This window comes from Paracoccus pantotrophus, assembly GCF_008824185.1.
Lineage (GTDB): Bacteria > Pseudomonadota > Alphaproteobacteria > Rhodobacterales > Rhodobacteraceae > Paracoccus > Paracoccus pantotrophus.
This window is the reverse complement of sequence record NZ_CP044423.1, coordinates 707,239-731,771: the sequence shown is the minus strand read 5'-3', so window position 1 is coordinate 731,771 and position 24,533 is coordinate 707,239. Positions and strand designations below refer to the sequence as shown.

At 66.9% G+C, this 24,533-nt stretch carries 26 protein-coding genes; 17 read left to right on the top strand and 9 right to left on the bottom strand.

Translation table 11 applies throughout. From position 1 onward, the window contains the following. Window positions 1-141 precede the first annotated feature (141 nt). The 4 genes from ESD82_RS03480 to ESD82_RS03465 form a co-directional block, all read right to left on the bottom strand. Window positions 142-360, bottom strand: a complete 219-nt coding sequence (locus ESD82_RS03480; RefSeq protein ID WP_407672799.1) for a hypothetical protein — start codon at window positions 358-360, stop codon at window positions 142-144. A gap of 214 nt (window positions 361-574) precedes the next feature. Beyond that, a complete protein-coding gene (locus ESD82_RS03475) occupies window positions 575-1,357 on the bottom strand; it encodes an iron chelate uptake ABC transporter family permease subunit (RefSeq protein ID WP_147428989.1) in 783 nt (260 codons plus the stop codon). A gap of 6 nt (window positions 1,358-1,363) precedes the next feature. Continuing rightward, the gene (locus ESD82_RS03470) at window positions 1,364-2,128 is read right to left on the bottom strand and encodes a metal ABC transporter ATP-binding protein (protein ID WP_147428990.1); all 765 of its coding nucleotides are present in this window, start codon (window positions 2,126-2,128) and stop codon (window positions 1,364-1,366) included. After that, the gene (locus tag ESD82_RS03465) at window positions 2,125-2,619 is read right to left on the bottom strand and encodes a Fur family transcriptional regulator (RefSeq protein ID WP_024844435.1); all 495 of its coding nucleotides are present in this window, start codon (window positions 2,617-2,619) and stop codon (window positions 2,125-2,127) included. Before ESD82_RS03465 ends, ESD82_RS03470 begins: the two co-directional genes overlap by 4 nt. Window positions 2,620-2,699: 80 nt before the next feature. Between ESD82_RS03465 and ESD82_RS03460 the strand changes: the two genes are divergently transcribed. Together ESD82_RS03460 and hemP are read left to right on the top strand one after the other, a co-directional pair. Beyond that, on the top strand, window positions 2,700-3,641 hold the full coding sequence (locus ESD82_RS03460) for a zinc ABC transporter substrate-binding protein (RefSeq protein WP_147428991.1): 942 nt from the start codon (window positions 2,700-2,702) through the stop codon (window positions 3,639-3,641). Window positions 3,642-3,816: 175 nt separating this feature from the next. Continuing rightward, window positions 3,817-3,993 (top strand): hemin uptake protein HemP, encoded by a 177-nt coding sequence (hemP, locus tag ESD82_RS03455; protein ID WP_010394206.1) that lies wholly within the window; start codon window positions 3,817-3,819, stop codon window positions 3,991-3,993. A 113-nt stretch (window positions 3,994-4,106) separates the two neighbouring features. On the opposite strand, the gene ESD82_RS03450 is transcribed toward hemP, so the two are convergent. Then, a complete protein-coding gene (locus ESD82_RS03450; RefSeq protein WP_147428992.1) occupies window positions 4,107-5,570 on the bottom strand; it encodes a pseudouridine synthase in 1,464 nt (487 codons plus the stop codon). 108 nt (window positions 5,571-5,678) lie between these two features. On the opposite strand from ESD82_RS03450, the gene ESD82_RS03445 reads away from it, so the two are divergent. Both ESD82_RS03445 and ESD82_RS03440 read left to right on the top strand, forming a co-directional pair. Continuing rightward, window positions 5,679-6,128: a nucleoside deaminase gene (locus ESD82_RS03445; protein WP_024844432.1), complete on the top strand. Its 450-nt coding sequence runs from the start codon at window positions 5,679-5,681 to the stop codon at window positions 6,126-6,128. Between the two features lie 96 nt (window positions 6,129-6,224). After that, window positions 6,225-9,659: a pyruvate carboxylase gene (locus ESD82_RS03440; RefSeq protein WP_147428993.1), complete on the top strand. Its 3,435-nt coding sequence runs from the start codon at window positions 6,225-6,227 to the stop codon at window positions 9,657-9,659. Window positions 9,660-9,988: 329 nt separating this feature from the next. Here ESD82_RS03440 and ESD82_RS03435 read toward each other — a convergent pair whose 3' ends face one another. The 3 genes from ESD82_RS03435 to ESD82_RS03425 form a co-directional block, all read right to left on the bottom strand. Beyond that, complete coding sequence (locus tag ESD82_RS03435; RefSeq protein ID WP_147428994.1) at window positions 9,989-11,038, bottom strand: YeeE/YedE family protein; 1,050 nt, start codon at window positions 11,036-11,038, stop codon at window positions 9,989-9,991. Window positions 11,039-11,107: 69 nt separating this feature from the next. Next, a complete protein-coding gene (locus ESD82_RS03430) occupies window positions 11,108-11,431 on the bottom strand; it encodes an ArsR/SmtB family transcription factor (RefSeq protein ID WP_231486941.1) in 324 nt (107 codons plus the stop codon). A 122-nt stretch (window positions 11,432-11,553) separates the two neighbouring features. Continuing rightward, window positions 11,554-11,835 carry a thioredoxin family protein gene (locus ESD82_RS03425; protein WP_231493225.1) on the bottom strand — a complete coding sequence of 94 codons (282 nt, stop codon included), beginning with the start codon at window positions 11,833-11,835 and terminating at the stop codon, window positions 11,554-11,556. Window positions 11,836-12,015: 180 nt separating this feature from the next. Here ESD82_RS03425 and ESD82_RS03420 point away from each other — a divergent pair, with 180 nt between their 5' ends. The 13 genes from ESD82_RS03420 (at window position 12,016) to ESD82_RS03360 (ending at window position 23,816) form a co-directional block, all read left to right on the top strand. Next, window positions 12,016-12,753, top strand: coding sequence for a cytochrome c biogenesis CcdA family protein (locus ESD82_RS03420; protein ID WP_147428996.1), 738 nt, complete (start codon window positions 12,016-12,018; stop codon window positions 12,751-12,753). A 13-nt stretch (window positions 12,754-12,766) separates the two neighbouring features. Beyond that, a complete protein-coding gene (locus ESD82_RS03415; RefSeq protein ID WP_028710431.1) occupies window positions 12,767-13,327 on the top strand; it encodes a SoxW family protein in 561 nt (186 codons plus the stop codon). 114 nt (window positions 13,328-13,441) lie between these two features. After that, on the top strand, window positions 13,442-13,915 hold the full coding sequence (gene soxX, locus ESD82_RS03410; RefSeq protein WP_024845874.1) for a sulfur oxidation c-type cytochrome SoxX: 474 nt from the start codon (window positions 13,442-13,444) through the stop codon (window positions 13,913-13,915). Window positions 13,916-13,955: 40 nt separating this feature from the next. Next, a complete protein-coding gene (gene soxY / locus ESD82_RS03405) occupies window positions 13,956-14,378 on the top strand; it encodes a thiosulfate oxidation carrier protein SoxY (RefSeq protein WP_024845875.1) in 423 nt (140 codons plus the stop codon). Window positions 14,379-14,399: 21 nt separating this feature from the next. Next, the gene (gene soxZ / locus ESD82_RS03400; RefSeq protein WP_024845876.1) at window positions 14,400-14,729 is read left to right on the top strand and encodes a thiosulfate oxidation carrier complex protein SoxZ; all 330 of its coding nucleotides are present in this window, start codon (window positions 14,400-14,402) and stop codon (window positions 14,727-14,729) included. 34 nt (window positions 14,730-14,763) lie between these two features. Further along, on the top strand, window positions 14,764-15,636 hold the full coding sequence (gene soxA / locus ESD82_RS03395) for a sulfur oxidation c-type cytochrome SoxA (RefSeq protein WP_024845877.1): 873 nt from the start codon (window positions 14,764-14,766) through the stop codon (window positions 15,634-15,636). A gap of 119 nt (window positions 15,637-15,755) precedes the next feature. Next, window positions 15,756-17,450 carry a thiosulfohydrolase SoxB gene (gene soxB, locus ESD82_RS03390; protein ID WP_147428997.1) on the top strand — a complete coding sequence of 565 codons (1,695 nt, stop codon included), beginning with the start codon at window positions 15,756-15,758 and terminating at the stop codon, window positions 17,448-17,450. 23 nt (window positions 17,451-17,473) lie between these two features. Further along, window positions 17,474-18,766 (top strand): sulfite dehydrogenase, encoded by a 1,293-nt coding sequence (gene soxC, locus ESD82_RS03385; RefSeq protein ID WP_024845879.1) that lies wholly within the window; start codon window positions 17,474-17,476, stop codon window positions 18,764-18,766. Beyond that, window positions 18,750-19,904, top strand: a complete 1,155-nt coding sequence (locus ESD82_RS03380; RefSeq protein ID WP_024845880.1) for a c-type cytochrome — start codon at window positions 18,750-18,752, stop codon at window positions 19,902-19,904. The genes soxC and ESD82_RS03380 overlap by 17 nt, the downstream gene beginning before the upstream one ends. A gap of 3 nt (window positions 19,905-19,907) precedes the next feature. Continuing rightward, a complete protein-coding gene (locus ESD82_RS03375; RefSeq protein ID WP_024845881.1) occupies window positions 19,908-20,618 on the top strand; it encodes a c-type cytochrome in 711 nt (236 codons plus the stop codon). 53 nt (window positions 20,619-20,671) lie between these two features. Further along, complete coding sequence (locus ESD82_RS03370) at window positions 20,672-21,934, top strand: NAD(P)/FAD-dependent oxidoreductase (protein ID WP_147428998.1); 1,263 nt, start codon at window positions 20,672-20,674, stop codon at window positions 21,932-21,934. Between the two features lie 17 nt (window positions 21,935-21,951). Next, window positions 21,952-22,863, top strand: a complete 912-nt coding sequence (locus tag ESD82_RS03365) for an MBL fold metallo-hydrolase (RefSeq protein WP_147428999.1) — start codon at window positions 21,952-21,954, stop codon at window positions 22,861-22,863. Beyond that, window positions 22,863-23,816: an MBL fold metallo-hydrolase gene (locus ESD82_RS03360; RefSeq protein WP_024845884.1), complete on the top strand. Its 954-nt coding sequence runs from the start codon at window positions 22,863-22,865 to the stop codon at window positions 23,814-23,816. The genes ESD82_RS03365 and ESD82_RS03360 overlap by 1 nt, the downstream gene beginning before the upstream one ends. Before the next feature lie 51 nt (window positions 23,817-23,867). On the opposite strand, the gene ESD82_RS03355 is transcribed toward ESD82_RS03360, so the two are convergent. Further along, window positions 23,868-24,452: a rhodanese-like domain-containing protein gene (locus tag ESD82_RS03355; RefSeq protein WP_147429000.1), complete on the bottom strand. Its 585-nt coding sequence runs from the start codon at window positions 24,450-24,452 to the stop codon at window positions 23,868-23,870. Window positions 24,453-24,533 lie beyond the last annotated feature (81 nt).

Genomic DNA, 24,533 nt, shown 5'->3' with positions numbered 1-24,533 from the left:
GAGAGACGACATGAAAACCGGCCCCGCGCGGCCGGTTTTTTCATGCCTCCGGCCGGGCGGCGAACGGCAAGGCGTCGGACATGAAAAAAGGGGCTGACCAATGGCCAGCCCCTCTGAAACTTCGCGGAACCGAGGTTCCGTTCAGCGATCAGCTGTCGAGCTGTCGTCGTCATCCGAGGCGATGGCGGCGATGACGCCCAGCAGCAGCAGAGCCGGAACGACGAGGCCAGCGTTGGTCGAAGCGGGCTTCTCGTCAACGACAACCGGCTCGACTTCAACGACCGGGGCAACATAGCCACCGGCGAGAGCGGTCGAAGCCGACAGGCCCAGGGCCAGGGCGAAGGTAGCGAATTTGGTCATGATCATGCTCCGTTCAGTACTTTGACGGCTGCCGTTTCCGGCAACATCGCTGAGACAGTCGCATAATCCCAAGGACTTGGAAAGCGGTCTTGATCGGGAAATCACGCGCGCCTCGGGCGACTGTTGCATAATAGCCAACACCTCTTGCGCTCGGCGAGATGCCGCCGCCGGATCGGCGGAAACTCGCGGGTTCCCGCCTGCGCGCAAGCCTGGATCATTTCCTGCAAGCCACCAATGTTGCTGCATAAATCAGCGCCGAACAGGCCACGATCGAGGGACCCGCGGGCGTGTCGAACCAAAGGCTTGCCCAAAGTCCGCCAAGGACCGAAACCGCGCCGATCAGGGTGGCGGAACCCGCCATCCGCTCGGGCGTTGCAGAGAATCCCCGCGCCGCCGCTGCCGGCACGATCAGCATGGCCGAGATCAGCAGCGCCCCCACGATCCGAATCGCGATGGCCACCACCAGCGCCAGCGCAAGCGACAGGATCAGCCGCTCGCGCGCCGGATCGATTCCCGCTGCCATGGCCAGTTCCTCGTTCACCGAAGCCGTCACCAGCCGCTGCCAGCGCCAGATCAGCAATCCCAGGACCGCCGCCGCGCCGGCCCAGATCCAGGCCAGGTCGGTCCGGGTCACGGCCAGAATGTCGCCGAACAGGAACGCGTCCAGCCCCACCCGCAGCGAGGGCACGAAGCTGACCCCCACCAGCCCCAGCGCCAGCGCGCTATGGGCCATGACGCCCAGCACCGTGTCCATGGACTGCCCGCGCGCGGTAAGCTGCGCCACGATCAGCGCCATGGCCACCGCCACCGCCAGCGTGCCCAGATAGATCGGCAGCGAGAAGACGAAGCTCAGCGCCACGCCCAGGATCGCGGCATGGGCGGTCGAATCGCCGAAATAGGCCATGCGGCGCCAGACCACGAAGGAACCCAGCGCCCCCGTCGCCAGTACAAGGCCAAGCCCCGCCAGCACGGCTCGGGTCAGGAAATCGTCAAGCATGGGGCCTCAATGCGTATGGGCGCAGGCCGGGCCGTGGCGATGGCCCTCTGCGACATGGTCGTGGTCGTGGTCGTGGTGATGCTGGTAAAGCGCCAGCGTGCCCTGCGATTCGGCGCCGAACATGGCGCGATAGGCGGGGGCGGCGCTGACCGCCTGCGGCGTGCCCTCGCAGCAGACATGGCCGTTGAGGCACACCACCCGGTCCGAGGCGCGCATGACCACCAGAAGATCGTGGCTGACCATCAGCACGGCGGCGCCGGTCTCGGCCCTGACCTCCTCGATCAGCTTGTAGAAGGCGACGATGCCGGGCTGGTCCAGGCCCTGCGTCGGCTCGTCCAGCACCAGAAGCTGCGGGTCGCTGAGCAGGGCGCGGGCCAACAGCACGCGCTGGAACTGCCCGCCCGAGAGCGCGGTGATCTGCCGCCGCTCCAGCCCCGGCACGCCGGTCCGTTCCAGCGCCGCGGCGGCCTGCGCATCGCCCACCCGGCGCGGCAGCGACAGGAAGCGGCGCACGGTCATCGGCATCGCCCGCTCGATATGCACGCGCTGCGGCACATAGCCGATGCGCAGCCCCGGCGCCCGCTCGACCCGGCCCGAGGCCAGCGCGACATGGCCCAGAAGCGCCCGCACCAGCGTCGATTTCCCCGAGCCGTTCGGCCCCACCACGGTGACGATCTCGCCGGGGCGGATCAGGAAATCGACATGGTTCAGCACCGGCAGGTCGCCGCCATGGCTGACCGACAGGTCGGTGGCATGGATCAGCGCCGTCACAGGCCGGCCTCGGTGCAGCGCGCGCAAAGGCCCAGCAGCTCGACGGTGCTGCGCTCGATGCGAAAGCCCGAGGCCCCGGCCAGCCGGTCCAGCGCCGCGCGCAGATCGGGTGCATCGGCCTCGGCCACCTGCTCGCAGCCGCGGCAGATCAGGAAGGCGGGCGAATGGTCGCGCTCGGCCGAAAGGCAGGCGGCATAGGCGTTCAGCCGCTGGACACGATGGGCCAGCCCCTGCTCGACCAGGAAATCCAACGCCCGATAGGCCACGGGGGGCTGCTTGCCGAAGCCTTCGGCCGACAGCCGCTCCAGCACCTCATAGGCGCCCATGGCGCGATGCGATTCCAGCAGGATCTCCAGTGCGCGCCGGCGCACCGGGGTCAGGCGCACGCCCTCGACCCTTGCCTGTTCCTCGGCGCGGCGCAGCACCGCTGCCGCGCAATGGGCATGGTCGTGTTCGTGGAACGGGTCGGGGGGGGAGTCCGGGCTGGCCATGATGTTATATCGTTACATTTCCGCTTGACGAGTTACGATATAACATAAATAACCTTGGCGTTTCCGCAAGTGAGTCCGCCATGATCCGATATTCTTCCCTGCTTCTTGCCGCCACCTTGGGCAGCACCGCCCTGCCCGCCTGGGCCGAGGTGCCGCGTGTCGTGACCGACATCCCGGTCGTCGGCGCCCTGGTGCAGCAGGTCATGGGCGAGTTGGGCCAGCCCGAGATCCTGCTGCAATCCGGCGGCGATCCGCATGACTATCAGCTGCGCCCCAGCCAGGCGCGCGGCCTACAGGATGCCGGCCTGCTGGTCTGGGTCGGCCCGGAACTGACCCCCTGGCTGGAACGCGCAACCACGAGCCTTGCCCCGCAGGGCGAGATGCTGACCCTGTTGGACCTGCCCGCCACGCAACGCCGGGACTATGCCGGCGGCGCGCATGACCATGACCACGATCACGGCCACGCCGAGGAACATGGGCATGAAGGCCATGATCACAGCGGCACCGATCCCCATGCCTGGCTGGACCCGGCGAACGGGCAAGCCTGGCTGGCCGCCATCGCCGAAACCCTGTCCCGCCGCGACCCCGACAATGCCGCCGTCTATGCCGCCAATGCCGCGAAGGCGACCGAGCAGATCGCCGCGCTGGACGAGGAACTGAAGGCCATGCTGGCCCCCGTCCAGGGCAAGCGTTTCATCGTCTTCCATGATGCCTATGGCTATTTCACCGGGCATTACGGGCTGGAGCCGACCATCGCGGTCAGCCTGGGCGATGCCTCGGCACCCTCGGCCGCGCGGCTCCAGGCGATTCGCGGCGAGATCGCCGAAAAGGGCGCGGTCTGTGCCTTTCCCGAGGCGAATCACGATCCGAAACTGATCGCCGCGGTGATCGAAGGCAGCGACGTTCGCCAAGGTGCCGCGCTCGACCCGGAAGGTGCCGGCGCGCGCCCCGGCGCCGGGCTTTACGTCGAGATCCTGCGCGGCATGGCCTCGGCGCTGGCCGATTGCCTGGGAGCAGACTGATCTGTCAAAACCAGCGCCGCATCCAGGGGCGACGGAGAGGCGGGCCTGAAATGGCCCGCTTTTCTCTTTTTAAATCAGGCTATTGCGTCATGAACAATTCCCGACTATTTTCCTTTGACATCTCTTAGAAAATTTGTCAGGTTGCACTCACCGCGACAGAAACGAGGAACTGGACATGACCGCGACCCGCCCCGCCGAATTCACGCGTCCCGGCGTGACCGCCCTGCAACGACTTCCCGAATATGACGCTGAATTGCTGACTGCCGGCGGCAATCAGGCGCTGATCGTGCTGGGCGACCAGGTGTACAACCTGCGCATCACCCGCGCCGGCAAGCTGATCCTGACCAAGTAAGCCGCAGGCGAGGGACCGGCCCCGCAGGCGGGCCTTTCCTCCGCATTGCGCGATGCAGCGGGGCCGCGATCATCCCGACGTTCCGCGATGTCGCATCATCCGCGCCGGCGCGATCATCCGCGCCGCGGGCCTTTTCCCTCTGGCCGCGCTCCCTTTCCGGGGGCGTGACTGGTTTTTGGGGCGCCGGGTTTGGTGCCGGATTTTGCGCCGGGCTTGCCGGGCTGGAAGCCGCGGGCAGGCTTGCCCTGGCCCTTGGGCTTGAAGCCTGCCTCGCCGCGCGGCTTGAAGCCGCGCTCGCCCTCGGCGGCTTTCGCGCCGCCCTTGAAACCGGGCTGACCGCCGCGCGGACCCTTGCCGAAAGGCTTGGTATCGCGCGCGGGCTTGCCTTCGCCCTCCGGGCGGCGCGCAAAGGGCCTGCGCTCGCCATCCTCACGCCGGGCGAAAGGCTTGCGTTCCCCATCCTCGCGGCGCGCAAAGGGCTTGCGTTCCCCATCCTCGCGCGGCTTGCGCGAACGGGCGTCGCCCTCGGCCCGCTTGGCAAAAGGCTTGCGCTCGCCGTCTTCACGGCGCGCAAAGGGCTTGCGCTCGCCATCCTCGCGTGGCTTGCGCGGACGGGCGTCGCCCTCGGCCCGCTTGGCAAAGGGCCTGCGCTCGCCATCCTCACGACGGGCAAATGGCTTGCGCTCGCCATCCTCGCGGCGCGCAAAGGGCCTGCGCTCGCCGTCCTCGCGCGGCTTGCGCGGGCGGGCATCGCCCTCGGCCGCGCCGCGCTCGCGGAAGCTGCGCGGCTTGTCCTCGGCCTCGCCGGTCAGAAGCCCGCCCAGTTGGTCGCGCAGCACCTTGCGCTTGACCTCGCGCACCTCGTTCTCCTCCAGCCCGGTCAGCTTGAACGGGCCATAGCCGATGCGGATCAGCCGGTTCACGATCAGCCCGACATGGGCCATGGCGCGGCGGATCTCACGATTGCGGCCCTCGCGGATGCCGACGGTCAGCCATGCATTGGCGCCCTGCTGGCTGTCCAGGCTGATCTCCATCGGCGCGAATTCCTCGCCATCGATGGTGACCCCGCGGCGCAGCGGCGCGAAGGTCAGGTCGTTGGGCTGGCCGTTCACCCGCACGCGATAGCGCCGCAGCCAGCCGGTGGTCGGCAGTTCCAGCCGGCGCTTCAGCTCGCCGTCATTGGTCAGAAGCAGCAGCCCCTCGGAGTTCAGGTCGAGCCGGCCCACGGTCATCACCCGCGGCAGATCGCGCGGCAGGGCGTCGAACACCGTCTGCCGCCCCTTTTCGTCCGAGGCCGAGGTCACGAGACCGACCGGTTTGTAGTAAAGCCACAGCCGCGTCTCCTGCGGCTCGTCAAGCGGCTTGCCGTCGACACGGATCCTGTCCGAGGGTGTCACGTCCAGCGCCGGGCTGTCGATCTTTTGCCCGTTCACCGTCACGCGGCCCTCCAAGATCATCCGCTCGGCCTCGCGGCGCGAGGCGGCGCCGGCACGCGCCATCACCTTTGCGATGCGCTCTGGCTTGGCGGCAGGCTTGGCGGCGGCGAGTTTCGGGGCGGTTTCGGGCGTGTCGGTCATGGCGATCTCCTGCGCATCTCTGCGGTGGCAAAGCGGTGCTTTTACGCTTAACGCCGCAGGATGGAAAGCAGTTCTTGCGCAAGGGGCACGCGCAGGCGAAAAGCGCGCATGGATTTTGCCTCGCACATGCCCGCCGCACTGGAGGAAGCCCGCGCCGCCGCCCGGCGCGGCGAGGTGCCGGTGGGCGCCGTGCTGATCGGCGCCGACGGGCAGGTGCTGGCCCAGGCCGGCAACCGCACGCGCGAGATGCGCGACCCGACCGCCCATGCCGAGATCCTGGCGATCCGCGCTGCCTGCGCCGCCCTGGGCTCGGAACGCCTGCCCGGCGCGCGGCTCTGGGTGACGCTGGAACCCTGCCCGATGTGCGCCGCCGCCATTTCGGCCGCCCGGATCGCGGTACTGTATTACGGGGCCGAGGATCCGCGCATGGGCGGCGTGCATCATGGCGCACGGGTCTTCGACCATCCACAATGTCACCACCGGCCCGAGATCGTGGACGGCATTTCGGCAGAAGAATCGCGCCGGCTGCTGCAAGAATTCTTTCGCGAACGCCGCTGAGATGAGAAAACCCGCGTCACGAAAGCGTCGCGAAGGGTGCTTGCGCTGCACCGCAGCATGGATAGGATGCCCGCCGGGCGAACAAGGGGGGACTGCATGTTCCGTAAGATTCTGGTAGCGAACCGTGGCGAGATTGCGATCCGCGTGATGCGGGCTGCGAACGAGCTTGGCAAGAAGACGGTCGCGGTCTATGCCGAGGAAGACAAGCTGAGCCTGCACCGCTTCAAGGCGGACGAGGCCTACCGCATCGGCGGCGGCCTGGGGCCGGTGGCGGCCTATCTGTCGATCCCCGAGATCATCCGGGTGGCGAAAGAATCCGGCGCCGATGCCATCCATCCGGGCTATGGACTTCTGTCCGAGAACCCCGATTTCGTCGATGCCTGCACCGCGGCGGGGATCACCTTCATCGGGCCGAGCGCCGACACCATGCGGGCGCTTGGCGACAAGGCCAGCGCGCGGCGCGTGGCGATCCAGGCCGGCGTGCCGGTGATCCCGGCCACCGGGGTGCTAGGCGAGGACATGGAGGCGATCAAGCGTGAGGCCGCCGAGATCGGCTATCCCTTGATGCTCAAGGCCAGCTGGGGCGGCGGCGGGCGCGGCATGCGGCCGATCATGGGCCCCGAGGAGCTGCCCGAGAAGGTGCGCGAGGGACGGCGCGAGGCCGAGGCCGCCTTCGGCAATGGCGAGGGCTACCTGGAAAAGATGATCCTGCGCGCCCGCCATGTCGAGGTGCAGCTTCTGGGCGACGGCCATGGCGGGCTCTATCACCTCTATGAACGCGACTGCACCGTGCAGCGCCGCAACCAGAAGGTCGTGGAACGCGCCCCGGCGCCCTACCTGACCCCCGAACAGCGCGCCGAGGTCTGCGAACTGGCGCTGCGGATCGGCCGCGCCGTCGGCTACCGCAACGCCGGCACCGTCGAGTTCCTGATGGATATGGACAGCCAGGCGTTCTACTTCATCGAGGTGAACCCACGCGTCCAGGTCGAGCATACCGTGACCGAGGAGGTCACCGGCATCGACATCGTGCAGAGCCAGATCCTGATCGCCGAGGGCGCGACGCTGGCCGAGGCCACCGGCGTCGCCCGGCAGGAGGACGTGCATCTGAACGGCCATGCCCTGCAATGCCGGGTCACGACCGAGGATCCGCTGAACAACTTCATCCCCGATTACGGCCGCATCACCGCCTATCGCTCGGCGACCGGCAACGGCATCCGGCTCGATGGCGGCACCGCCTATTCCGGCGGCGTCATCACCCGCTATTACGATTCTCTGCTGGTCAAGGTCACGGCCCATGCCCAGACGCCGGAAAAGGCCATCGCGCGGATGGACCGGGCCTTGCGCGAGTTCCGGGTGCGCGGCGTGGCGACGAATATCGAATTCGTCATCAACCTGCTGAAGCACCCGACCTTCCTCGACGACAGCTATACGACCAAGTTCATCGACACCACGCCGGACCTGTTCGCGTTCCGCAAGCGCCGCGACCGGGCGACGAAGCTCCTGGTCTATATCGCCGACATCACCGTGAACGGCCATCCCGAGACCGCCGGCCGCCCGCTGCCGCCGGCCGAGGCGCGCATTCCCGTGCCGCCCGCGGCCAAGGCCGAGCCGGCGCCGGGCACAAGGCAGCTGCTGGAGGAACAGGGGGCGAAAGCCGTCGCCGACTGGATGCTGGACCAGAAGCGGCTGCTGATCACCGACACCTCGATGCGCGACGGCCACCAGAGCTTGCTCGCGACGCGGATGCGCTCGATCGACATGATCCGGGTGGCGCCGGCCTATGCCGCGAACCTCCCCGGCCTCTTCTCGGTCGAATGCTGGGGCGGCGCGACCTTCGACGTCGCCTATCGCTTCCTGCAGGAATGCCCCTGGCAGCGGCTGCGCGACATCCGCGCCCGCATGCCCAACCTGATGACGCAGATGCTGCTGCGGGCTTCGAACGGCGTCGGCTACACCAACTATCCCGACAATGTGGTGCAGGAATTCGTCCGCCAGGCGGCGAAGACCGGGGTGGACGTGTTCCGGGTCTTCGACAGCCTGAACTGGGTCGAGAACATGCGCGTCGCCATGGATGCGGTGATCGAGAGCGGCAAGATCTGCGAGGGCACGATCTGCTATACCGGCGACCTGCTCGATCCCGCGCGTTCGAAATACGACCTGCACTATTACCTGAAGATGGCGCGCGAGCTTCGCGACGCCGGCGCGCATGTGCTGGGGCTGAAGGACATGGCGGGGCTGTTGAAGCCCGCCTCGGCCTCGATTCTGGTCCGCGCGCTGAAGGAGGAGATCGGCCTGCCGGTGCATTTCCACACCCATGACACCGGCGGCATTGCCGGCGCCTCGATCCTGGCCGCGGCCGAGGCCGGGGTGGATGCGGTGGACTGCGCCATGGACGCGCTGTCGGGCAATACCTCGCAACCCTGCCTGGGCTCGGTGGTCGAGGCGCTGCGCCATACCGATCGCGACACCGGGCTGGACATCGAGGCGATCCGCCGGATCTCGAACTACTGGGAGGCGGTGCGCGAGCATTACGCCGCCTTCGAGAGCGGGTTGCAGGCCCCGGCCTCGGAGGTCTGGCTGCACGAGATGCCGGGGGGCCAGTTCACCAATCTCAAGGCCCAGGCGCGCTCGCTCGGCCTCGAGGACCGCTGGCACGAGGTGGCCCAGGCCTATGCCGAGGTGAACCGGATGTTCGGCGACATCGTCAAGGTCACGCCCAGTTCCAAGGTGGTGGGCGACATGGCGCTGATGATGGTGGCCCAGGGCCTGACCCGGGCGCAGGTCGAGGATCCGGGCGTCGAGGTCTCCTTCCCCGATTCGGTCGTCGACATGATGAAGGGCAACCTGGGCCAGCCGCCCGGGGGCTGGCCGGCGGCCTTGCAGAAGAAGGTGCTGAAGGGCGAGCCAGCCCTGACCGCCCGCCCCGGCGCGGCGATGCCGCCGGTGGACCTGGAGGCCACCCGCGCCGACCTGATCCGCCAGCTGGAAGGCAAGGCGGTCGATGACGAGGATCTGAACGGCTACCTGATGTATCCCAAGGTGTTTTTGGACTACATGGGCCGGCACCGGCAATACGGCCCGGTGCGGGTGCTGCCGACGCGGACCTTCTTCTACGGCATGGAGCCGGGCGAGGAGATCGAGGCCGAGATCGACCCCGGCAAGACGCTGGAGATCCGCCTGCAGACCGTGGGCGAGACCGACGAGAAGGGCGAGGTGAAGGTCTTCTTCGAGCTGAACGGCCAGCCCCGGGTGATCCGGGTGCCGAACCGCCTGGTCAAGTCGCAGACCGCCGCCCGTCCCAAGGCCGACCCGGCGAACGAGGGCCACCTGGGCGCCCCGATGCCCGGCGTCGTCGCCTCGGTCGCGGTCACGCAAGGCCAGAAGGTCAACCCTGGCGACCTGCTGCTGACCATCGAGGCCATGAAGATGGAAACCGCCATCCATGCCGACCGAGCCGGGGTGATCAAGGCGCTGCATGTCCGGCCGGGCGAGCAGATCGACGCGAAAGACCTCATGATCGAGATGGAGTGAGACAATCGGCCGGGGCGCGACAGGCGCCCCGGCCGCAACCCCGCGTTTCAAGGCGCGCGGCAGCGGCATCGCAGTCCCGAAGCGCAGGCGGACAGGATGACTGCCCGGGCGGGAGCCGCCTTTCGCTGCGGCCCGCCCCCTTGGCCGCCCGGCAGGACATCGCCCCTGGGACCGACGCGAGACGGAGCCGCACGGAAACGACCGGCACCTTGCGCGGTCGGGCGGGATCGAAGCCTCCGGCCCGGTCCTGCGGCAAGGCGAAGACCGCCCGCCCCTTGCGTGCCTGCGGGACGCTGCCGCCCGTAGCCCGACCGGCAGGACGAATGGCTTCAGTCCACGGCGTTCTGGAAGCCGCCGATCAGGCGACGCAGCCCGAATGCGGCGCCAGCCGCGATGGCGATCAGCGTGACGGGGCCGGACCATGCCAAGGCGGCGAAAGCCGAAACCCCCTGGCCGACCGAACAGCCCATCGCCACCACGCCGCCGGCGCCCATCAGCGCCGCGCCGCCGACCTGCCGGCCAAGCTCGCGGGGATCCTCGCAAGCCTCCCATTTGAACAGGCCGCGGATCATCGAGCCGATCAGCGCCCCGGCCATGACGCCGACGACCGAGCCCACGGAAAAGGTGATCCCGCCCGCGGTCGAGGTCATCAGGTAGATCAGCGTCCGGCCCACCGGCGCGGTAAAGGAGGGCCCCTCGATCTGCACCGCGCCAAGGCTGTGATCGTAAAGCCAGCTGGTGCCGAAAAAGCACCAGCTGACCGCAAGGCCCGCAGCCGCGCCCCAGGCGATCATCTGCGGCCTTGCCCGCAGCGGCGCATATCCCAGCCCCCAGGCCAACGCCGCGACACCGAACAGCACCACCGTAAGCGGTGCCGGCAGGCCAAGCAGGCCAAGGTCGTGGACGATGCCTTGCGGGCCGCTTGCCTCGGGCTGGGGGAACAGCAATACGCGCAGCGGCGCCAGCGGCCCGGACAGGACGATGAAGCCGATGATCGCCATCACCACCACCACCACCAGCGAGCGCAGGTCGCCGCTGCCGAAGCGCACCAGCGCGCCGAAGCCGCAATTCCCGGCCATGGCCATGCCATAGCCGAACACCAGCCCGCCGACGATCGAGGCCCAGGGGTTCCACTGGATCGTGTGATAGAAGCTGTTCTCCAGCTCGATCCAGCCGATCAGGGCCAACGCCTGCGTGGTCAGGATCGCCACGCCCAACACCACCCCCCAAAGCCGCAGCCGCCGGGCATCCTTGCCATAGACCGCCGATTCCAGCGCGCCGAGCGTGCAGAAATCCCCGAGCCGGGCGGCAAGTCCCAGCACGATCCCGCCTGCCAGCCCGACCAGGGCGGCCAGCACTCCATAGGGCAGCTCATCCATCGCGTCTCTCCCATCCCCGCGGAAGTCCTGTTCCGCGGCCTCCCGGTGCCGCCCCTGCCTCCCCGCGGGTCAGCAATCCGTCTCGAACAGCTTTTTCAGAACGGCAAGCAAGTCAACGACCTTGGGATCGAGGATCGAATAAAAGATCGTCTGACCGTCGCGCCTGGCGCTGACCAACCCCTCGTGGCGCAGCCGCGCCAATTGCTGACTGACCACGGCCTGCCGCGAGGACAGCAGGTTTTCCAGCTCGGTCACGCTTTTCGGGCCGCTCATCAGATAGCACAGGATCATGAGGCGGCCGTCATGGCCAAGCGCCTTCAGAAAGGTCGAGGCATCGTTCGCAGCCTTGATCAGCGCGTCGAAATCGGCTTCCTGTTCCGGTTCCTGCCGGATGTTCTCGATACCGCCCAAGGGCTCATCCCCATTCCCTTCTTTCCTAAATGCCGGGTAAGCCGGCGCGCGGCAACCCCAACCGGAGGACTGGGCCAATTTATCGCGGATCCAGGGCGCGGGGATCATTGCCCCGGCTCGGCCTGACCGATCAGCCTGGCCAGCATGGGCCAGAAGAAATCCTCGCCCGGATAGCCTTCCAGGCGCCCGGATTCGACGTCGCCGGCCATCAGCACGAAGGTGGGCGTGAAGGTCACGGGCCGGGCAAGTTCCAGGCCCGGGGGTAAGGGGTCGCGCATCTGCAGCCGCTGCACCGGCGCCGCCCTGCCCTCGTCGGTCAGCGGATATTGCGGCGCGATCTCGGCGTCCCAGCGCGCGCAATAAAGGCAGCCGGGCTGTTCGAACATCAAGAGCCGCAGCTCTGCCGCCCCAGCCGGCCATGCCGCGGCAAGCAGCGCCAGCAGCAGGGGCCTGGGCAGGGAGATTCCACAACGGGATTGACGCCATAATTTGAACATAGGAATATTCTAATATAACGCCGGCGGCCGGGCAAGCATCGGCAGCCCGGCAGCACTCGGGGGGAGCCGATGCTTGATGTCACCTATGGCGGGGCCGCACTGGCGGGGCTGCTGTCCTTTCTCTCTCCCTGCATCCTGCCGATGGTGCCGTTCTACCTGTCCTACATGGCCGGGGCGTCGGTGCGCGAACTGCGCGACGGCGGTACCGTGGCGGCAGGAGCGCGCCAGCGGATGGTTTTGCGCGCGCTGGCCTTTGCCCTGGGCGTGACCACGATCTTCCTGATGCTGGGCCTGGGCGCCACGGCGCTGGGTCAGGCCTTCGCGCAATGGAAGGGAACCCTGTCCTGGGTGGCGGCCGGAGTGCTGGTCCTGTTCGGCCTGCATTTCCTGGGCGTGCTGCGGATCGGCCTGCTCTATCGCGAGGCGCGGGTGCAGACCGAGGCCAAGCCCTCGACCCTGATCGGCGCCTATGTGATGGGGCTGGCCTTCGGCTTTGGCTGGACGCCCTGCGTGGGACCGGCGCTGGCGGCGATCCTGATGGTGGCCTCGGGCATGGGCGAGTTGTGGCGCGGCGGGCTGCTGCTGGTGGTCTACGGCCTGGCGATGACCCTGCCCTTCGTGCTGGCGGCGTTCTTCGCGGCACCGTTCCTGTCCTGGGTCGCGCGGCACCGCGCGGTGATGGGGCATGTGGAAAAGGCCATGGGGGTGATGCTGATCGTCTTCGGCATCCTGATCGCCACCAATTCCGTCAATGCCATCGCCGACTGGATGATTCGCAACTTCGACTGGACAGCCACGCTTACCTGAGAGGAGCCCGACCATGAAACCGATCCGCGCCCTGGCCGCCTGCCTGCTACTGGCGGCAGCACCCGCAGCCGCCGCCGAAATCGGCGACGACGGCCTGCACAAGCCCACCTGGCTGCGCGAGACCTTCAAGGATCTGCGCGAGGATCTGGCCGAGGCCAATGCGCAGGACAAGCGCCTGCTGATCCTGGTCGAGCAGCGCGGCTGCATCTATTGCGCCGAGATGCACGAGAAGGTCTTTCCCGACCCCGAGATCGATGCGCTGATCCGCGACGGCTATTTCGTCGTGCAGATGAACCTGTTCGGCGATGTCGAGGTCACGGATTTCGACGGCACCGCCCTTTCGGAAAAGGACATGGCCGTGCGCTGGGGCGTCATGTTCACGCCGACGATGATCTTCCTGCCCGAAGAGGTGCCGGCAGAGAAGACCGCCGCCCAGGCGGCCGTGGCGATGATGCCGGGCGCGTTCGGCAAGGGCACCACCAGCGCCCTGCTGACCTGGGTGCGCGCGCATGGCTATGAAAATGGCGAGCATTTTCAAAAGTTTCTGGCGCGGGAGCTGGAGCACAAGAACTGAGTCATCCCTTTCGAACAGGCATACATATAAATATTCAAAAATTGCTATATTTCTGTTGTAAGGATCGGCATCCATTCGCTATCATCACCCCAGGGAGAGCACAGGGAGGACAGCATGAGCAGCCATCTATGGTATGCGTCGGTAGTGGCCATGGCCATTGCCACGCCTGCCATCTGTGAAACGGCACCTAAGGAAGTGGTCTATGTCGAAGGCGCGGTCGAGGCTTCCCTGACCGGCGCCCCAGGCAACCCCGAGGAAGGGGTGCGGATCATGACCACCAACGCGCTTGGCAACTGCGTGGCCTGCCACCAGATCGGGGCGCTGCCGGACGTCGAGTTTCCGGGCACCATCGCCCCGCCGCTGGACGGCGCAGGCGATCGCTGGACCGAGGCCCAGCTACGCGGCATCGTCGCCAATGCGAAGATGACCTTCGAGGGCACCTTCATGCCGGCCTTCTACAAGGTGGACGGCTTTGTCCGGCCCGGCGACGGCTTTTCCGGCAAGGCCGGGGCCGAGCCGCTGGCCCCCATCCTGAACGCGCAGCAGATCGAGGATGTCGTGGCCTTCCTCGTGACGCTGAAGGAATGACGCCTGATCTCTACAGGCTCGACAATCCAAGGAGAACGACATGATCCTTTCAAGACGCGAGGCGCTCTGGATCGGCTTTGGCGGGCTTGCCGCCGCCGCCCTGCCGGGCAAGGCCGTGATGGCGAGCACCGTTGACGAGTTGACCGCAGCCTTCACCGGCGGCGCTGCGACGGGCGAAGGCGGGCTGACCCTGACCGCGCCCGAAATCGCCGAGAACGGCAATACCGTGCCGATCGAGGTCAAGGCTCCGGGCGCGGTGGCGATCATGCTGCTGGCCGCGGGCAACCCCGAGCCGGCGGTCGCCACCTTCAACTTCGGTCCCGCCGCCGCCGACCAGCGCGCCGCCACCCGCATCCGCCTGGCCCAGACCCAGGACGTGATCGCCCTGGCGAAGATGGCCGATGGCTCGGTCGTGAAGGCCCAGACCACCGTCAAAGTCACCATCGGCGGCTGCGGCGGCTGAGTCCAGTAACAGGAGATTACGATGGCAGATGATGCAAAGCCCCGCGTGAAGGTTCCGAGCTCGGCCAAGGCCGGCGAAACGGTCACCGTCAAGGCGCTGATTTCGCACAAGATGGAATCGGGCCAGCGCAAGGATGCCGATGGCAAGCTGATCCCGCGCTCGATCATCAACCGCTTCACTTGCGAGTTGAACGGGGTGAACGTGGTGGACGTGGCGATCGACCCGGCGGTCTCGACCAATCCCTATTTCGAGTTCGACGCCAAGGTCGATGCGGCCGGAGAGTTCAAGTTCACCTGGTATGACGACGACGGCTCCGTCTACGAAGACGTGAAGCCGATCGCAGTCGCCTAAGCGCCGCAACATCCAGATCCAGGGAGGAGACGCGATGCCGCGCTTTACCAAGACAAAAGGCACCTTGGCCGCCACGGCCCTTGGCCTCGCCCTAGCGGGCGCGGCCTTCGCGGACCCGGTCGAGGACGGGCTGGTCATCGAAACCGACAGCGGACCGGTCGAGATCGTGACCAAGACCGCACCGCCCGCCTTTCTGGCCGATACGTTCGACACGATCTATTCCGGCTGGCACTTTCGCGACGACAGCACGCGGGATCTTGAGCGGGACGATTTCGACAACCCCGCCATGGTCTTCGTGGATCGCGGCCTCGACAAGTGGAACGCGGCCATGGGCGTCAACGGCGAAAGCTGCGCCAGCTGCCACCAGGGGCCTGAATCCATGGCCGGCCTGCGCGCCGTCATGCCGCGGGTCGACGAGCATACCGGCAAGCTGATGATCATGGAGGATTACGTCAACGCCTGCGTGACCGAGCGGATGGGCCTGGAGAAATGGGGCGTCACCTCGGATAACATGAAGGACATGCTGTCGCTGATCTCGCTTCAGTCGCGCGGCATGGCGGTCAACGTCAAGATCGACGGTCCCGCTGCCCCCTATTGGGAACATGGCAAGGAAATCTACTATACCCGCTATGGCCAGCTGGAAATGTCCTGCGCCAATTGCCACGAGGACAATGCCGGCAACATGATCCGCGCCGACCACCTGAGCCAGGGCCAGATCAACGGCTTTCCAACCTATCGCCTGAAGGATTCGGGCATGGTGACGGCGCAGCACCGCTTCGTCGGCTGCGTCCGCGACACCCGCGCCGAGACCTTCAAGGCCGGCTCGGACGACTTCAAGGCGCTGGAGCTTTACGTCGCCTCGCGCGGCAACGGCCTTTCGGTCGAAGGCGTCTCGGTCCGGCACTGAAGCCTTGCGGCCGCCGGCCCAGCCGGCGGCCCGTTCCTTACCAATCGAAAGGGCAATGCTTCGGCGCGCCTTGGCGCGACGGGAGAGTCTTGTCCGAAACGCACAGGAGTAACCGGGGCATGATTACCCGACGTGAGTTCATTCAGGTCGCCATGGCCTCCTCGGCCCTGGTCGGGGCCTCGGGTTTCGGGACATGGTCGCGGGTGGCGGCGCAGCAGGCGCTGACCCAGGACCAGCTGCTGCAATTCGACGATTTTGGCAATGTGACGCTGATCCATGTGACCGACATCCACGCCCAGTTGAAACCGATCTATTTCCGCGAGCCCGAAATCAACATCGGCGTGGGCGACGCCAAGGGCCAGGTGCCCCATGTCACCGGCGCCGAGTTCCAGAAGATGTTCGGCATCGCGCCCGGCTCGGGCGATGCCTATGCGCTCAGCTACCCGGATTTCGAGGCCTTGGCGCGCGGCTATGGCCGGATGGGCGGCATGGACCGGGTCGCGACCGTGGTCAAGGCGATCCGCGCCGCCCGGCCCGACTCGATCCTGCTCGACGGCGGCGACACCTGGCACGGTTCCATGACCTCGTTCCTGACCAAGGGACAGGACATGGTCAATGTGATGAACGCGCTTGGCGTCGATGCCATGACCAGCCATTGGGAATGGACCTATGGCACCGAGCGGGTCAAGGAAATCGTCGAGACGCAACTGAAGTTTCCCTTCCTGGGCGCAAATATCTTCGACGTGGAGTGGGACGAGCCGGCCTTCGAGCCCTACAAGATCTTCGAGCGCGGCGGCCAGCGCATCGGCGTCATCGGCCAGGCCTTCCCCTACATGCCCATCGCCAACCCGAAATGGATGTTCCCCGAATACAGCTTCGGCATCCGCGAGGAACGGATGCAGCAGGTCGTGGACGAGCTGCGCGCCGAGGGCGTCGACCTGGTCGTGGTGCTGTCGCATAACGGCTTCGACGTGGACAAGAAGATGGGCGGCCGGGTCAAGGGCATCGACGTGATCCTGTCGGGCCATACCCATGACGCGGTGCCCGAGCCGATCCTGATCGGCGAGACGATCCTGATCGCTACCGGCTCGAACGGCAAATTCGTCAGCCGCGTCGACCTGGACGTGCGCGACGGCAAGATGATGGGCTTCCGCCACAAGCTGATCCCGATCTTCTCGGACGTGATCACGCCGGATGCCGACATGGCCGCGCTGATCGACGCCGAGCGCGCGCCCTTCAAGGCGCAGCTCGAGGAAAGGATCGGCACCACCGAAAGCCTGCTCTACCGCCGCGGCAATTTCAACGGCTCCTGGGACGATCTGATCTGTGACGCCATCCGCACCGAGCGCGACGTGCAGATCGCGCTGTCGCCGGGCGTGCGCTGGGGCACCACGCTCTTGCCCGGCGACGCGATCACGCGCGAGGACATCCACAACGTCACCTCGATGACCTATGGCGCGGTCTACCGCACCGAGATGACCGGCGAGACGCTGAAAACCGTGCTGGAAGACGTGGCCGACAACATCTTCAATACCGATCCCTATTACCAGCAGGGCGGCGACATGGTGCGCGTGGGCGGGCTGGCCTATGCGATCGACGTGTCCAAGCCGATGGGCAGCCGGATCGGCGCCATGGCGCTGGCCGACACGGGCGAGGCCATCGAACCTGCGAAATCCTACACAGTCGCCGGCTGGGCTTCGGTCAACGAAGGCACCGAGGGCCCGCAAATCTGGGACGTGGTCGAGGCGCATATCCGCAAGATCGGCACCGTCCGCCTGCAACCCAACACCTCGGTCACCGTGACCGGGGTCTGACAATCACGAAGGAGCGTTCGCCCATGAAAGACGAGCTCACCAAGGACGGCAAGGACGCCGTCGGCACCTCGCGCCGCGCCTTTCTGCGCGGGGGTGCGGTGGCCGGTGCCGGCCTTGTCGCCGGTGCCGGGCTGGCCCGCGCCGCCGGAACCCCCGACCCGCTGATCACCGAGATCCAGCCCTGGGCCTCGGAATTCGGCGAGGCCGTCGATGCCCATCCCTACGGCTTGCCGATCCATTTCGAATCGCATGTGAAGCGGCAATATGTGGAATGGCTGACCGAAAGCCCGGTTTCCTCGATCAACTTCACGCCGATCCATGCGCTGGAAGGCACGATCACCCCGCAGGGCTGCGCCTTTGAACGCCACCATTCCGGTGCCATCGAGCTGAGCAAGCAGGACTACCGGCTGATGATCAACGGGCTGGTGGAAAAGCCGCTGGTCTTCACCTTCGAGGATCTGCTGCGCTTCCCCCGCACCACCACCACCGCATTCTGCGAATGCGCGGCAAACGGCGGCATGGAATGGGGCGGCGCGCAGCTGGAGGGCTGCCAGTATACCCAGGGCATGATCCACAACATGGAATATGTCGGCGTGCCGCTGTCGGTGCTGCTGGCCGAGGCCGGGGTCAAGCCCGAGGGCAAATGGCTTTACGCCGAGGGCGCGGATGCCTCGTCCAACGGTCGTTCCTTTCCGATGGAAAAGGTGATGGACGACGTGATGCTGGCCTTCTTCGCCAATGGCGAGGCGCTGCGCAAGGAACATGGCTATCCCGCCCGCCTGGTCGTGCCGGGCTGGGAGGGCAATATGTGGGTGAAATGGGTCCGCCGCCTGGGGATCTATGACAAGGCTGTGGAAAGCCGCGAGGAGACCTCGAAATATACCGACCTGATGCCGGACGGCCGGGCACGGAAATGGACCTGGGTGATGGATGCGAAATCGGTCATCACCTCGCCCAGCCCGCAGGTGCCCATTCGCCACGGCAAGGGACCGCTGGTGATTTCGGGCCTGGCCTGGAGCGGCAATGGCCGCATCACCCGCGTCGATGTCTCGCTGGACGGCGGCAAGAACTGGACCACGGCGCGGATCACCGGCCAGGCCCTGCCCAAGGCGCTGACCCGCTTCCATCTCGACATCGACTGGGATGGTTCGGAAATGCTGCTGCAATCGCGCGCCGTGGACGAGACCGGCTATGTCCAGCCGACCAAGGATGCGCTGCGCGCCATCCGCGGCCGCAACAACGTCTATCACAACAACGGCATCCAGACCTGGTGGGTCAAGGCCGACGGGGAGGTCGAGAATGTCGAAATCGCTTGAGCTGTTCCTGGGCTCGGTGCTGGCGGCCTCGGTGCTTGCCGGCCCGGCCATGGCCGACAAGCTGGGATTGGGCCGCGAGGCCCTGCCCGAAGAGATCAGCGCCTGGGACACCGCGGTCCTGCCCGACGGCCAGGGGCTGCGCCCCGGTTCGGGCGATGTCGCGACGGGGGACGCGCTTTTCGCCGACAACTGCGCCTCGTGCCATGGCGATTTCGCCGAGGGGCTGGACAGCTGGCCGGTGCTGGCGGGCGGCGACGGCAGCCTGACCGATCCGCGCCCGGTCAAGACCATCGGCAGCTACTGGCCCTATCTCTCGACGGTCTATGACTATGTCCACCGCTCGATGCCCTTCGGCTCGGCGCAGACCCTGTCGGTGGACGACACCTATGCGATCACCGCCTTCCTGCTTTATTCCAACGGGCTGGTGGAGGACGATTTCGTCCTGACGCACGAGAACTTCACCCAGGTCGTGCTGCCCAATGCCGAGGGCTTCTATCCCGACGACCGCGACCAGACCGAATATCCGCTGTTCTCGAAAGAGCCCTGCATGACGGATTGCGCGGTCGGGGTCGAGATCACCAAGCGCGCGGTCGATCTGAACGTGACGCCCGAAGATCCCGACGGACGCCCGGCCGGCAGCATGCCCGACCTGGGCGCGGCCGCCGCACCGGCCGAACCTGCCGAGCCGGTCGAAAAGAAGGCCGAGGCCGCGCCGGCCGAGGCACCCGCCCCCGCCGCCGCGCCCGAGGTCGTGGTCAAGGCCGCCGCCATGGCGCCGGAAGCCCCGGCCCCGGCAGGGGCCGCCACCGCCGCGGACCCGACGCTGCTGGCCGAGGGCGAAAAGGTGTTCAAGAAATGCGCCGCCTGCCACAAGGTCGGCGACGACGCCAAAAACGGCACCGGCCCGTTGCTGAACGGCATCGTCGGCCGGGCCGCGGGCGACATCGAGGGCTTCAAATATTCCAAGCCCCTGCTTGCCATGGCCTCGGAGGGGCTGGTCTGGGACGATGCATCGCTGCACGCCTTCCTGGAAAACCCCAAGGGTTTCATGAAGGGCACCAAGATGTCCTTTGCCGGGCTGAAGAAAGAGGATGAGCGCGCCGCCGTCATCGCCTATCTCGCCACTTTCGCCAAGTGACGCATGAGACAGCGCAAACTCCTGTCCGCGCTGTTCACGGTTGCCGCGGCCGGTGCCACACCGGCCGCAGCCGAGGAAATCGGCGATACGGTTCATGGAGCGGTCCTGTTTCGCAAGGAATGCGCGATCTGCCACCGGATCGGCCAGGACGCGCGCAATGCCGTCGGCCCAAGGCTGAACGGCGTTTTCGGCCGCCGTGCCGCCGCTCTTGCCGATTTCAACTATTCCAGGGCCATGAAGCGCAAGGGCAATGATGGCCTGACCTGGACCCTGGAAACGCTCGACGCCTATATCGAGAACCCCAAGGCCCTGGTGACAGGGACGCGCATGTCTTATCGCGGCCTGGCCGATCCCCAGGCGCGGGCCGATCTGATGGCCTATATGCGCGACCATTCCGACCGGCCCCAGGACATTCCAGAGGCCGAGCCCACCGCGCGGCGCAACGCGCCGGTGCTGTCCGAGGAGGTTCTGGCCCTGCGCGGGGATCCCGAATTCGGCGCCTATCTGTCGGCGGAATGCACGACCTGCCACCAGCGCGACGGCTCGGACCAGGGCATCCCCTCGATCGCCGGCTGGCCGCAGGAGGATTTCGTGGTCGCGATGCACGCCTACAAGCAGAAATTGCGGCCGCATCCGGTGATGCAGATGATGGCCGGCCGGCTCAGCGAGGAAGAGATCGCGGCGCTGGCGGCCTTCTTCGCCACGCTCGAATGACCGAAAAGCGGCCGGCGCCATGCGCCGGGCCGTTCATCAGGGAGGAGAAAAAGATGATCCTGACGAGACGATCGCTGATCGCGGGCGCCACCGCCGCCACCGGGCTGCTTTATGCGCCCGTCGTCCTGGGACAGGGCAAGCCGAAGGTCGTCGTCATCGGCGGCGGCGCCGGCGGCGGCACCGCGGCCCATTACATGGCCAGGGATTCCCAAGGCGCGCTGGACGTGACCCTGGTCGAGGCCAATCCGGTCTATACGACCTGCTTCTTCTCGAATCTCTATATCGGCGGGTTCCGCGATTTCGAAAGCCTTCAGCACGGCTATGACAAGCTGTCCGCCGCCGGCGTCGCCGTCGTCAATGACACCGCCGTCGCCGTGGATCGCGCGGCGCGGACCGTCACTCTGGCGGGCGGGCAGGTGCTGCCCTATGACCGGCTGGTGCTGTCGCCCGGCATCGAGTTCAAGCCGGATTCGGTCCCCGGCTGGTCGCTGGAGGCGGCCGAGATCATGCCCCATGCCTACAAGGCCGGGCCGCAGACCCAGCTGCTCCGGCGCATGATCGAGGCGATGCCCCAGGGCGGCGTCTTCGCCATGGTCGCGCCCCCCAACCCCTATCGCTGCCCGCCGGGCCCCTATGAGCGGGTCAGCATGGTCGCGCATCTGCTCAAGCAGACCAATCCGACCGCCAAGATCATCATCCTGGATCCCAAGGACAAGTTCTCCAAGCAGGCGCTGTTCGAGGAGGGCTGGGGGAAACATTACAATGGCATGGTCGAATGGATCGGCCCCGAATTCGGCGGCGGCGCCGTCGAGGTGCGCCCAGACAGCATGGAGGTGCTGGTCGAGGGCACGGCGCAAAAGGTCGATTGCTGCAACGTGATCCCGGCCCAGAGCGCCGGCCGGATCGCCGCCATCGCCGGGCTGACCGACGAGAGCGGCTGGGCCCCGGTCCATCCCGACAGCATGAAGTCGCGGATGGACGAGAATGTCTGGATCCTGGGCGATTCCAGCGCCCAGGGCGACATGCCCAAATCCGCCTTCTCGGCCAACAGCCAGGCCAAGGTCGCCGCCATGGCGATCCGGGGCGAGCTGACCGGGTCGCGGGTGTTCCCGGCCAAGTATTCCAACACCTGCTGGTCGCTGCTGGCCCCCGATGACGGCATAAAGCTGGGCGCGTCCTACCAGCCGAACGGCGACCGGATCGCCAGCGTCGAGAACTTCATCAGCAACACCGGCGAGGATGCGGCGCTGCGCAAGCTGACCTACGAGGAAAGCCTCGGCTGGTATGCGGGCATCACCGCCGACATCTTCGGCTGAACCGGAAGGAGAACCCCATGCACCTGAGCCGCCGCCATTTCCTTGCAACCTCTGCCGCTGCGCTGGCCCTGCCCTACGGGCGGGCCTGGGCCGCCACCACCGTCGCCATGGGTCCGGTGCGGATCGACAGCCTGTCGGACGGGCATCTGGAATTGCCGCTGGACTTCGCCTTCGCCGACCTGCCCGAGGCCGAGGTCTCGGCCCTCATGGCCCGGCACGGGCTGGCGGCGGGCGGGCTGACGCCGCCCTGCAACCTGACGCTGCTGCGCGACGGCACCAACACGGTGCTGTTCGACCTGGGATCGGGCCCGGACTTCATGCCGACCGCCGGCAAGGTGATCGAGGCACTGGAGGCGCTGGGGCTGACGCCCGAGGACGTGACCCATGTGCTGATCACCCATGGCCACCCCGATCACCTCTGGGGCCTGCTGGACGAGTTCGACGAGCCGGTCTTTGCCCAGGCCGAATACATGATCGGCCAGGCCGAGTTCGACTATTGGATGGATCCCGCCACCGTCGAGAGCATCGGCGAGGAACGCGCCAGCTTTGCCATCGGCGCCTCGCGCCGGCTGGAGGTGGTGGCCGACAGCATCCGTAAGCTCGCCGACGGCGAAGAGGCCCTGCCCGGCATCACCGCGCGGCTGACCCCCGGCCATACCCCCGGCCACCTGGCCTATGAGATCGCGACGCCCGAGGGCGCGCTGATGGTCGTTGGCGATGCGATCGGCAACCACCACATCGCCTTCGAGCGCCCGGACTGGCCCTCGCCCTCGGACCAGGATCCGCCGCTGGCCGCCGCCAGCCGCGTCGCGCTGCTGGAGCGGCTGGCGGCGGATTCCATACCCTTCATCGGCTACCACCTGCCGCAAGGCGGCATCGGCCGGGTCGAAAAGACCGAGACCGGCTATCGCTTCACGGGAGAGATCTGATGCGCCGCCTGATCCTTTGCCTAGTCGCCGCGCCCGCCTTCGCCGCGCCTGCCTTCGCCTCCGAGGACATCCCCGATCAATACCCGCAATCCGTGCTGTATTCGAAGCCGGTCGAGGTGATCCCGCATGTCTTTTCGGCCATCGGCGCCACCGCGCCGCCGACCTATGACAATGCCGGGCACAACAACAACCTCAGCTTCATCGTCACGGATGAAGGGGTGATCGTGGTCAATTCCGGCGCCTCGTGGAAACTGGCCGAGGCGCTGCACGCGGAAATCCGCGCCGTCACCGACCAGCCGGTCAAGCTGGTCATCAACGAAAACGGCCAGGGCCACGCCATGCTGGGCAACGGCTATTGGGCGGCGCAGGGCGTGCCGATCCTGGCGCATGCAGAGGCCGCCGCCGAATTCGCCGACGGCGCGCCGCAGGATCTGGCCGGCCTGCAGAACTATGCCCGCGAAAGGGCCGAGGGCACGGTCATCGCCCATCCGACCGAGACCTTCACCGACCGCAAGGACATCACCATGGGCGGCGTCGCCATCGAGGTGCTGCACCTGGGGCCCGCGCATTCGCCCGGCGACACCCAGGTCTGGATCCCGCAATGGTCGATGATGATCGCCGGCGACATCGCCTTTCACGAGCGCATGCCGCCGATCTTCGAGGGCACCTGCACCTCGTGCTGGATCGAGACATGGGAGACGAAATTCGCGCCGCTGGCGCCGGCCTATGTCATTCCCGGCCACGGCCATCCGACGAACCTGGCGCAGGTCGCGCGCTATACCCGCGACTACCTGGTCGATCTGCGCGAAAAGATCGGCGCGCATATCGAGGAGGGCGGCGATCTGGGCGGCGCCTATTACGTCGACCAGTCGCGCTGGTCGCGGCTCGATACGTTCGAGGAACTGGCGACCAAGAATGCCGGCGTGGTCTTTGCCGAGATGGAGTTCGAATAAGACTGCGGCCGGCCGGGCACCTGCCCTGCCCGGCCGCACGGGGGCGCCGGGTTACATCCCGTGCATCTTGGCCTTGTCCAGCTTGTAGCTCCAGGGCAGGCCCGCGTTCTTCCAGCCGTTGACGCTGCGGGTCCCGGCCAGCGGCCCGTCCTTGGCAAGATCGCCCTCGAACCCGTCCGTCACCGACCAGACATTGCCGAAACCCGCCTTGGCCAGCTCGTTGGCCGCCTTGGCGCTGCGGTCGCCCGACCGGCAGATCAGGACGATGGCCGCATCCTGGCCCAGGCCCTTGGCCTGCAACCGGGCCCGGACCTCGTCGATGAAGCCGGGATTGCTTTCCATCTTGAAGGTCGCGCGCTTGTCGTCCCAGGCGGGCGAGGCGGGCTGGATCATGTGGGGCACGTTGGCATCCGCAACGGTCGCCATGCCGACAAAGGCCACCTCGCCGGGCGAGCGCACGTCAAGAAACAGCACCTCCTGCGGGGACTGCACAACCTTTTCATAGGCTTCGGCCGCGGTCAGATACAGCTTCTGCTCCGTCTGCTTGTTTTCGGGCAAGGCCGCCGCATCATCGGCCCAGGCCGGCGCCAGGGGCGACAGCGCCGACAAGGCCAGGCCAAAAAGAATGGCACGCATGTGAAATCCTCTCCTGCTTATATAGCAAGATACGAATATACGGCTTAAGCGATATTACGAAGTGATTTCATGCGCCCGGCC

What these genes read in the sequence shown, in the direction of transcription:
- ESD82_RS03480 (WP_407672799.1), bottom strand. Translation starts at nt 360, where the DNA reads ATGACCAAATTCGCTACCTTCGCCCTGGCCCTGGGCCTGTCGGCTTCG.
- ESD82_RS03475 (WP_147428989.1), bottom strand. Translation starts at nt 1,357, where the DNA reads ATGCTTGACGATTTCCTGACCCGAGCCGTGCTGGCGGGGCTTGGCCTT.
- ESD82_RS03465 (WP_024844435.1), bottom strand. Translation starts at nt 2,619, where the DNA reads ATGGCCAGCCCGGACTCCCCCCCCGACCCGTTCCACGAACACGACCAT.
- ESD82_RS03460 (WP_147428991.1), top strand. Translation starts at nt 2,700, where the DNA reads ATGATCCGATATTCTTCCCTGCTTCTTGCCGCCACCTTGGGCAGCACC.
- hemP (WP_010394206.1), top strand. Translation starts at nt 3,817, where the DNA reads ATGACCGCGACCCGCCCCGCCGAATTCACGCGTCCCGGCGTGACCGCC.
- ESD82_RS03450 (WP_147428992.1), bottom strand. Translation starts at nt 5,570, where the DNA reads ATGACCGACACGCCCGAAACCGCCCCGAAACTCGCCGCCGCCAAGCCT.
- ESD82_RS03445 (WP_024844432.1), top strand. Translation starts at nt 5,679, where the DNA reads ATGGATTTTGCCTCGCACATGCCCGCCGCACTGGAGGAAGCCCGCGCC.
- ESD82_RS03440 (WP_147428993.1), top strand. Translation starts at nt 6,225, where the DNA reads ATGTTCCGTAAGATTCTGGTAGCGAACCGTGGCGAGATTGCGATCCGC.
- ESD82_RS03435 (WP_147428994.1), bottom strand. Translation starts at nt 11,038, where the DNA reads ATGGATGAGCTGCCCTATGGAGTGCTGGCCGCCCTGGTCGGGCTGGCA.
- ESD82_RS03425 (WP_231493225.1), bottom strand. Translation starts at nt 11,835, where the DNA reads ATGTTCGAACAGCCCGGCTGCCTTTATTGCGCGCGCTGGGACGCCGAG.
- ESD82_RS03420 (WP_147428996.1), top strand. Translation starts at nt 12,016, where the DNA reads ATGCTTGATGTCACCTATGGCGGGGCCGCACTGGCGGGGCTGCTGTCC.
- ESD82_RS03415 (WP_028710431.1), top strand. Translation starts at nt 12,767, where the DNA reads ATGAAACCGATCCGCGCCCTGGCCGCCTGCCTGCTACTGGCGGCAGCA.
- soxX (WP_024845874.1), top strand. Translation starts at nt 13,442, where the DNA reads ATGAGCAGCCATCTATGGTATGCGTCGGTAGTGGCCATGGCCATTGCC.
- soxY (WP_024845875.1), top strand. Translation starts at nt 13,956, where the DNA reads ATGATCCTTTCAAGACGCGAGGCGCTCTGGATCGGCTTTGGCGGGCTT.
- soxZ (WP_024845876.1), top strand. Translation starts at nt 14,400, where the DNA reads ATGGCAGATGATGCAAAGCCCCGCGTGAAGGTTCCGAGCTCGGCCAAG.
- soxA (WP_024845877.1), top strand. Translation starts at nt 14,764, where the DNA reads ATGCCGCGCTTTACCAAGACAAAAGGCACCTTGGCCGCCACGGCCCTT.
- soxB (WP_147428997.1), top strand. Translation starts at nt 15,756, where the DNA reads ATGATTACCCGACGTGAGTTCATTCAGGTCGCCATGGCCTCCTCGGCC.
- soxC (WP_024845879.1), top strand. Translation starts at nt 17,474, where the DNA reads ATGAAAGACGAGCTCACCAAGGACGGCAAGGACGCCGTCGGCACCTCG.
- ESD82_RS03380 (WP_024845880.1), top strand. Translation starts at nt 18,750, where the DNA reads ATGTCGAAATCGCTTGAGCTGTTCCTGGGCTCGGTGCTGGCGGCCTCG.
- ESD82_RS03375 (WP_024845881.1), top strand. Translation starts at nt 19,908, where the DNA reads ATGAGACAGCGCAAACTCCTGTCCGCGCTGTTCACGGTTGCCGCGGCC.
- ESD82_RS03370 (WP_147428998.1), top strand. Translation starts at nt 20,672, where the DNA reads ATGATCCTGACGAGACGATCGCTGATCGCGGGCGCCACCGCCGCCACC.
- ESD82_RS03365 (WP_147428999.1), top strand. Translation starts at nt 21,952, where the DNA reads ATGCACCTGAGCCGCCGCCATTTCCTTGCAACCTCTGCCGCTGCGCTG.
- ESD82_RS03360 (WP_024845884.1), top strand. Translation starts at nt 22,863, where the DNA reads ATGCGCCGCCTGATCCTTTGCCTAGTCGCCGCGCCCGCCTTCGCCGCG.
- ESD82_RS03355 (WP_147429000.1), bottom strand. Translation starts at nt 24,452, where the DNA reads ATGCGTGCCATTCTTTTTGGCCTGGCCTTGTCGGCGCTGTCGCCCCTG.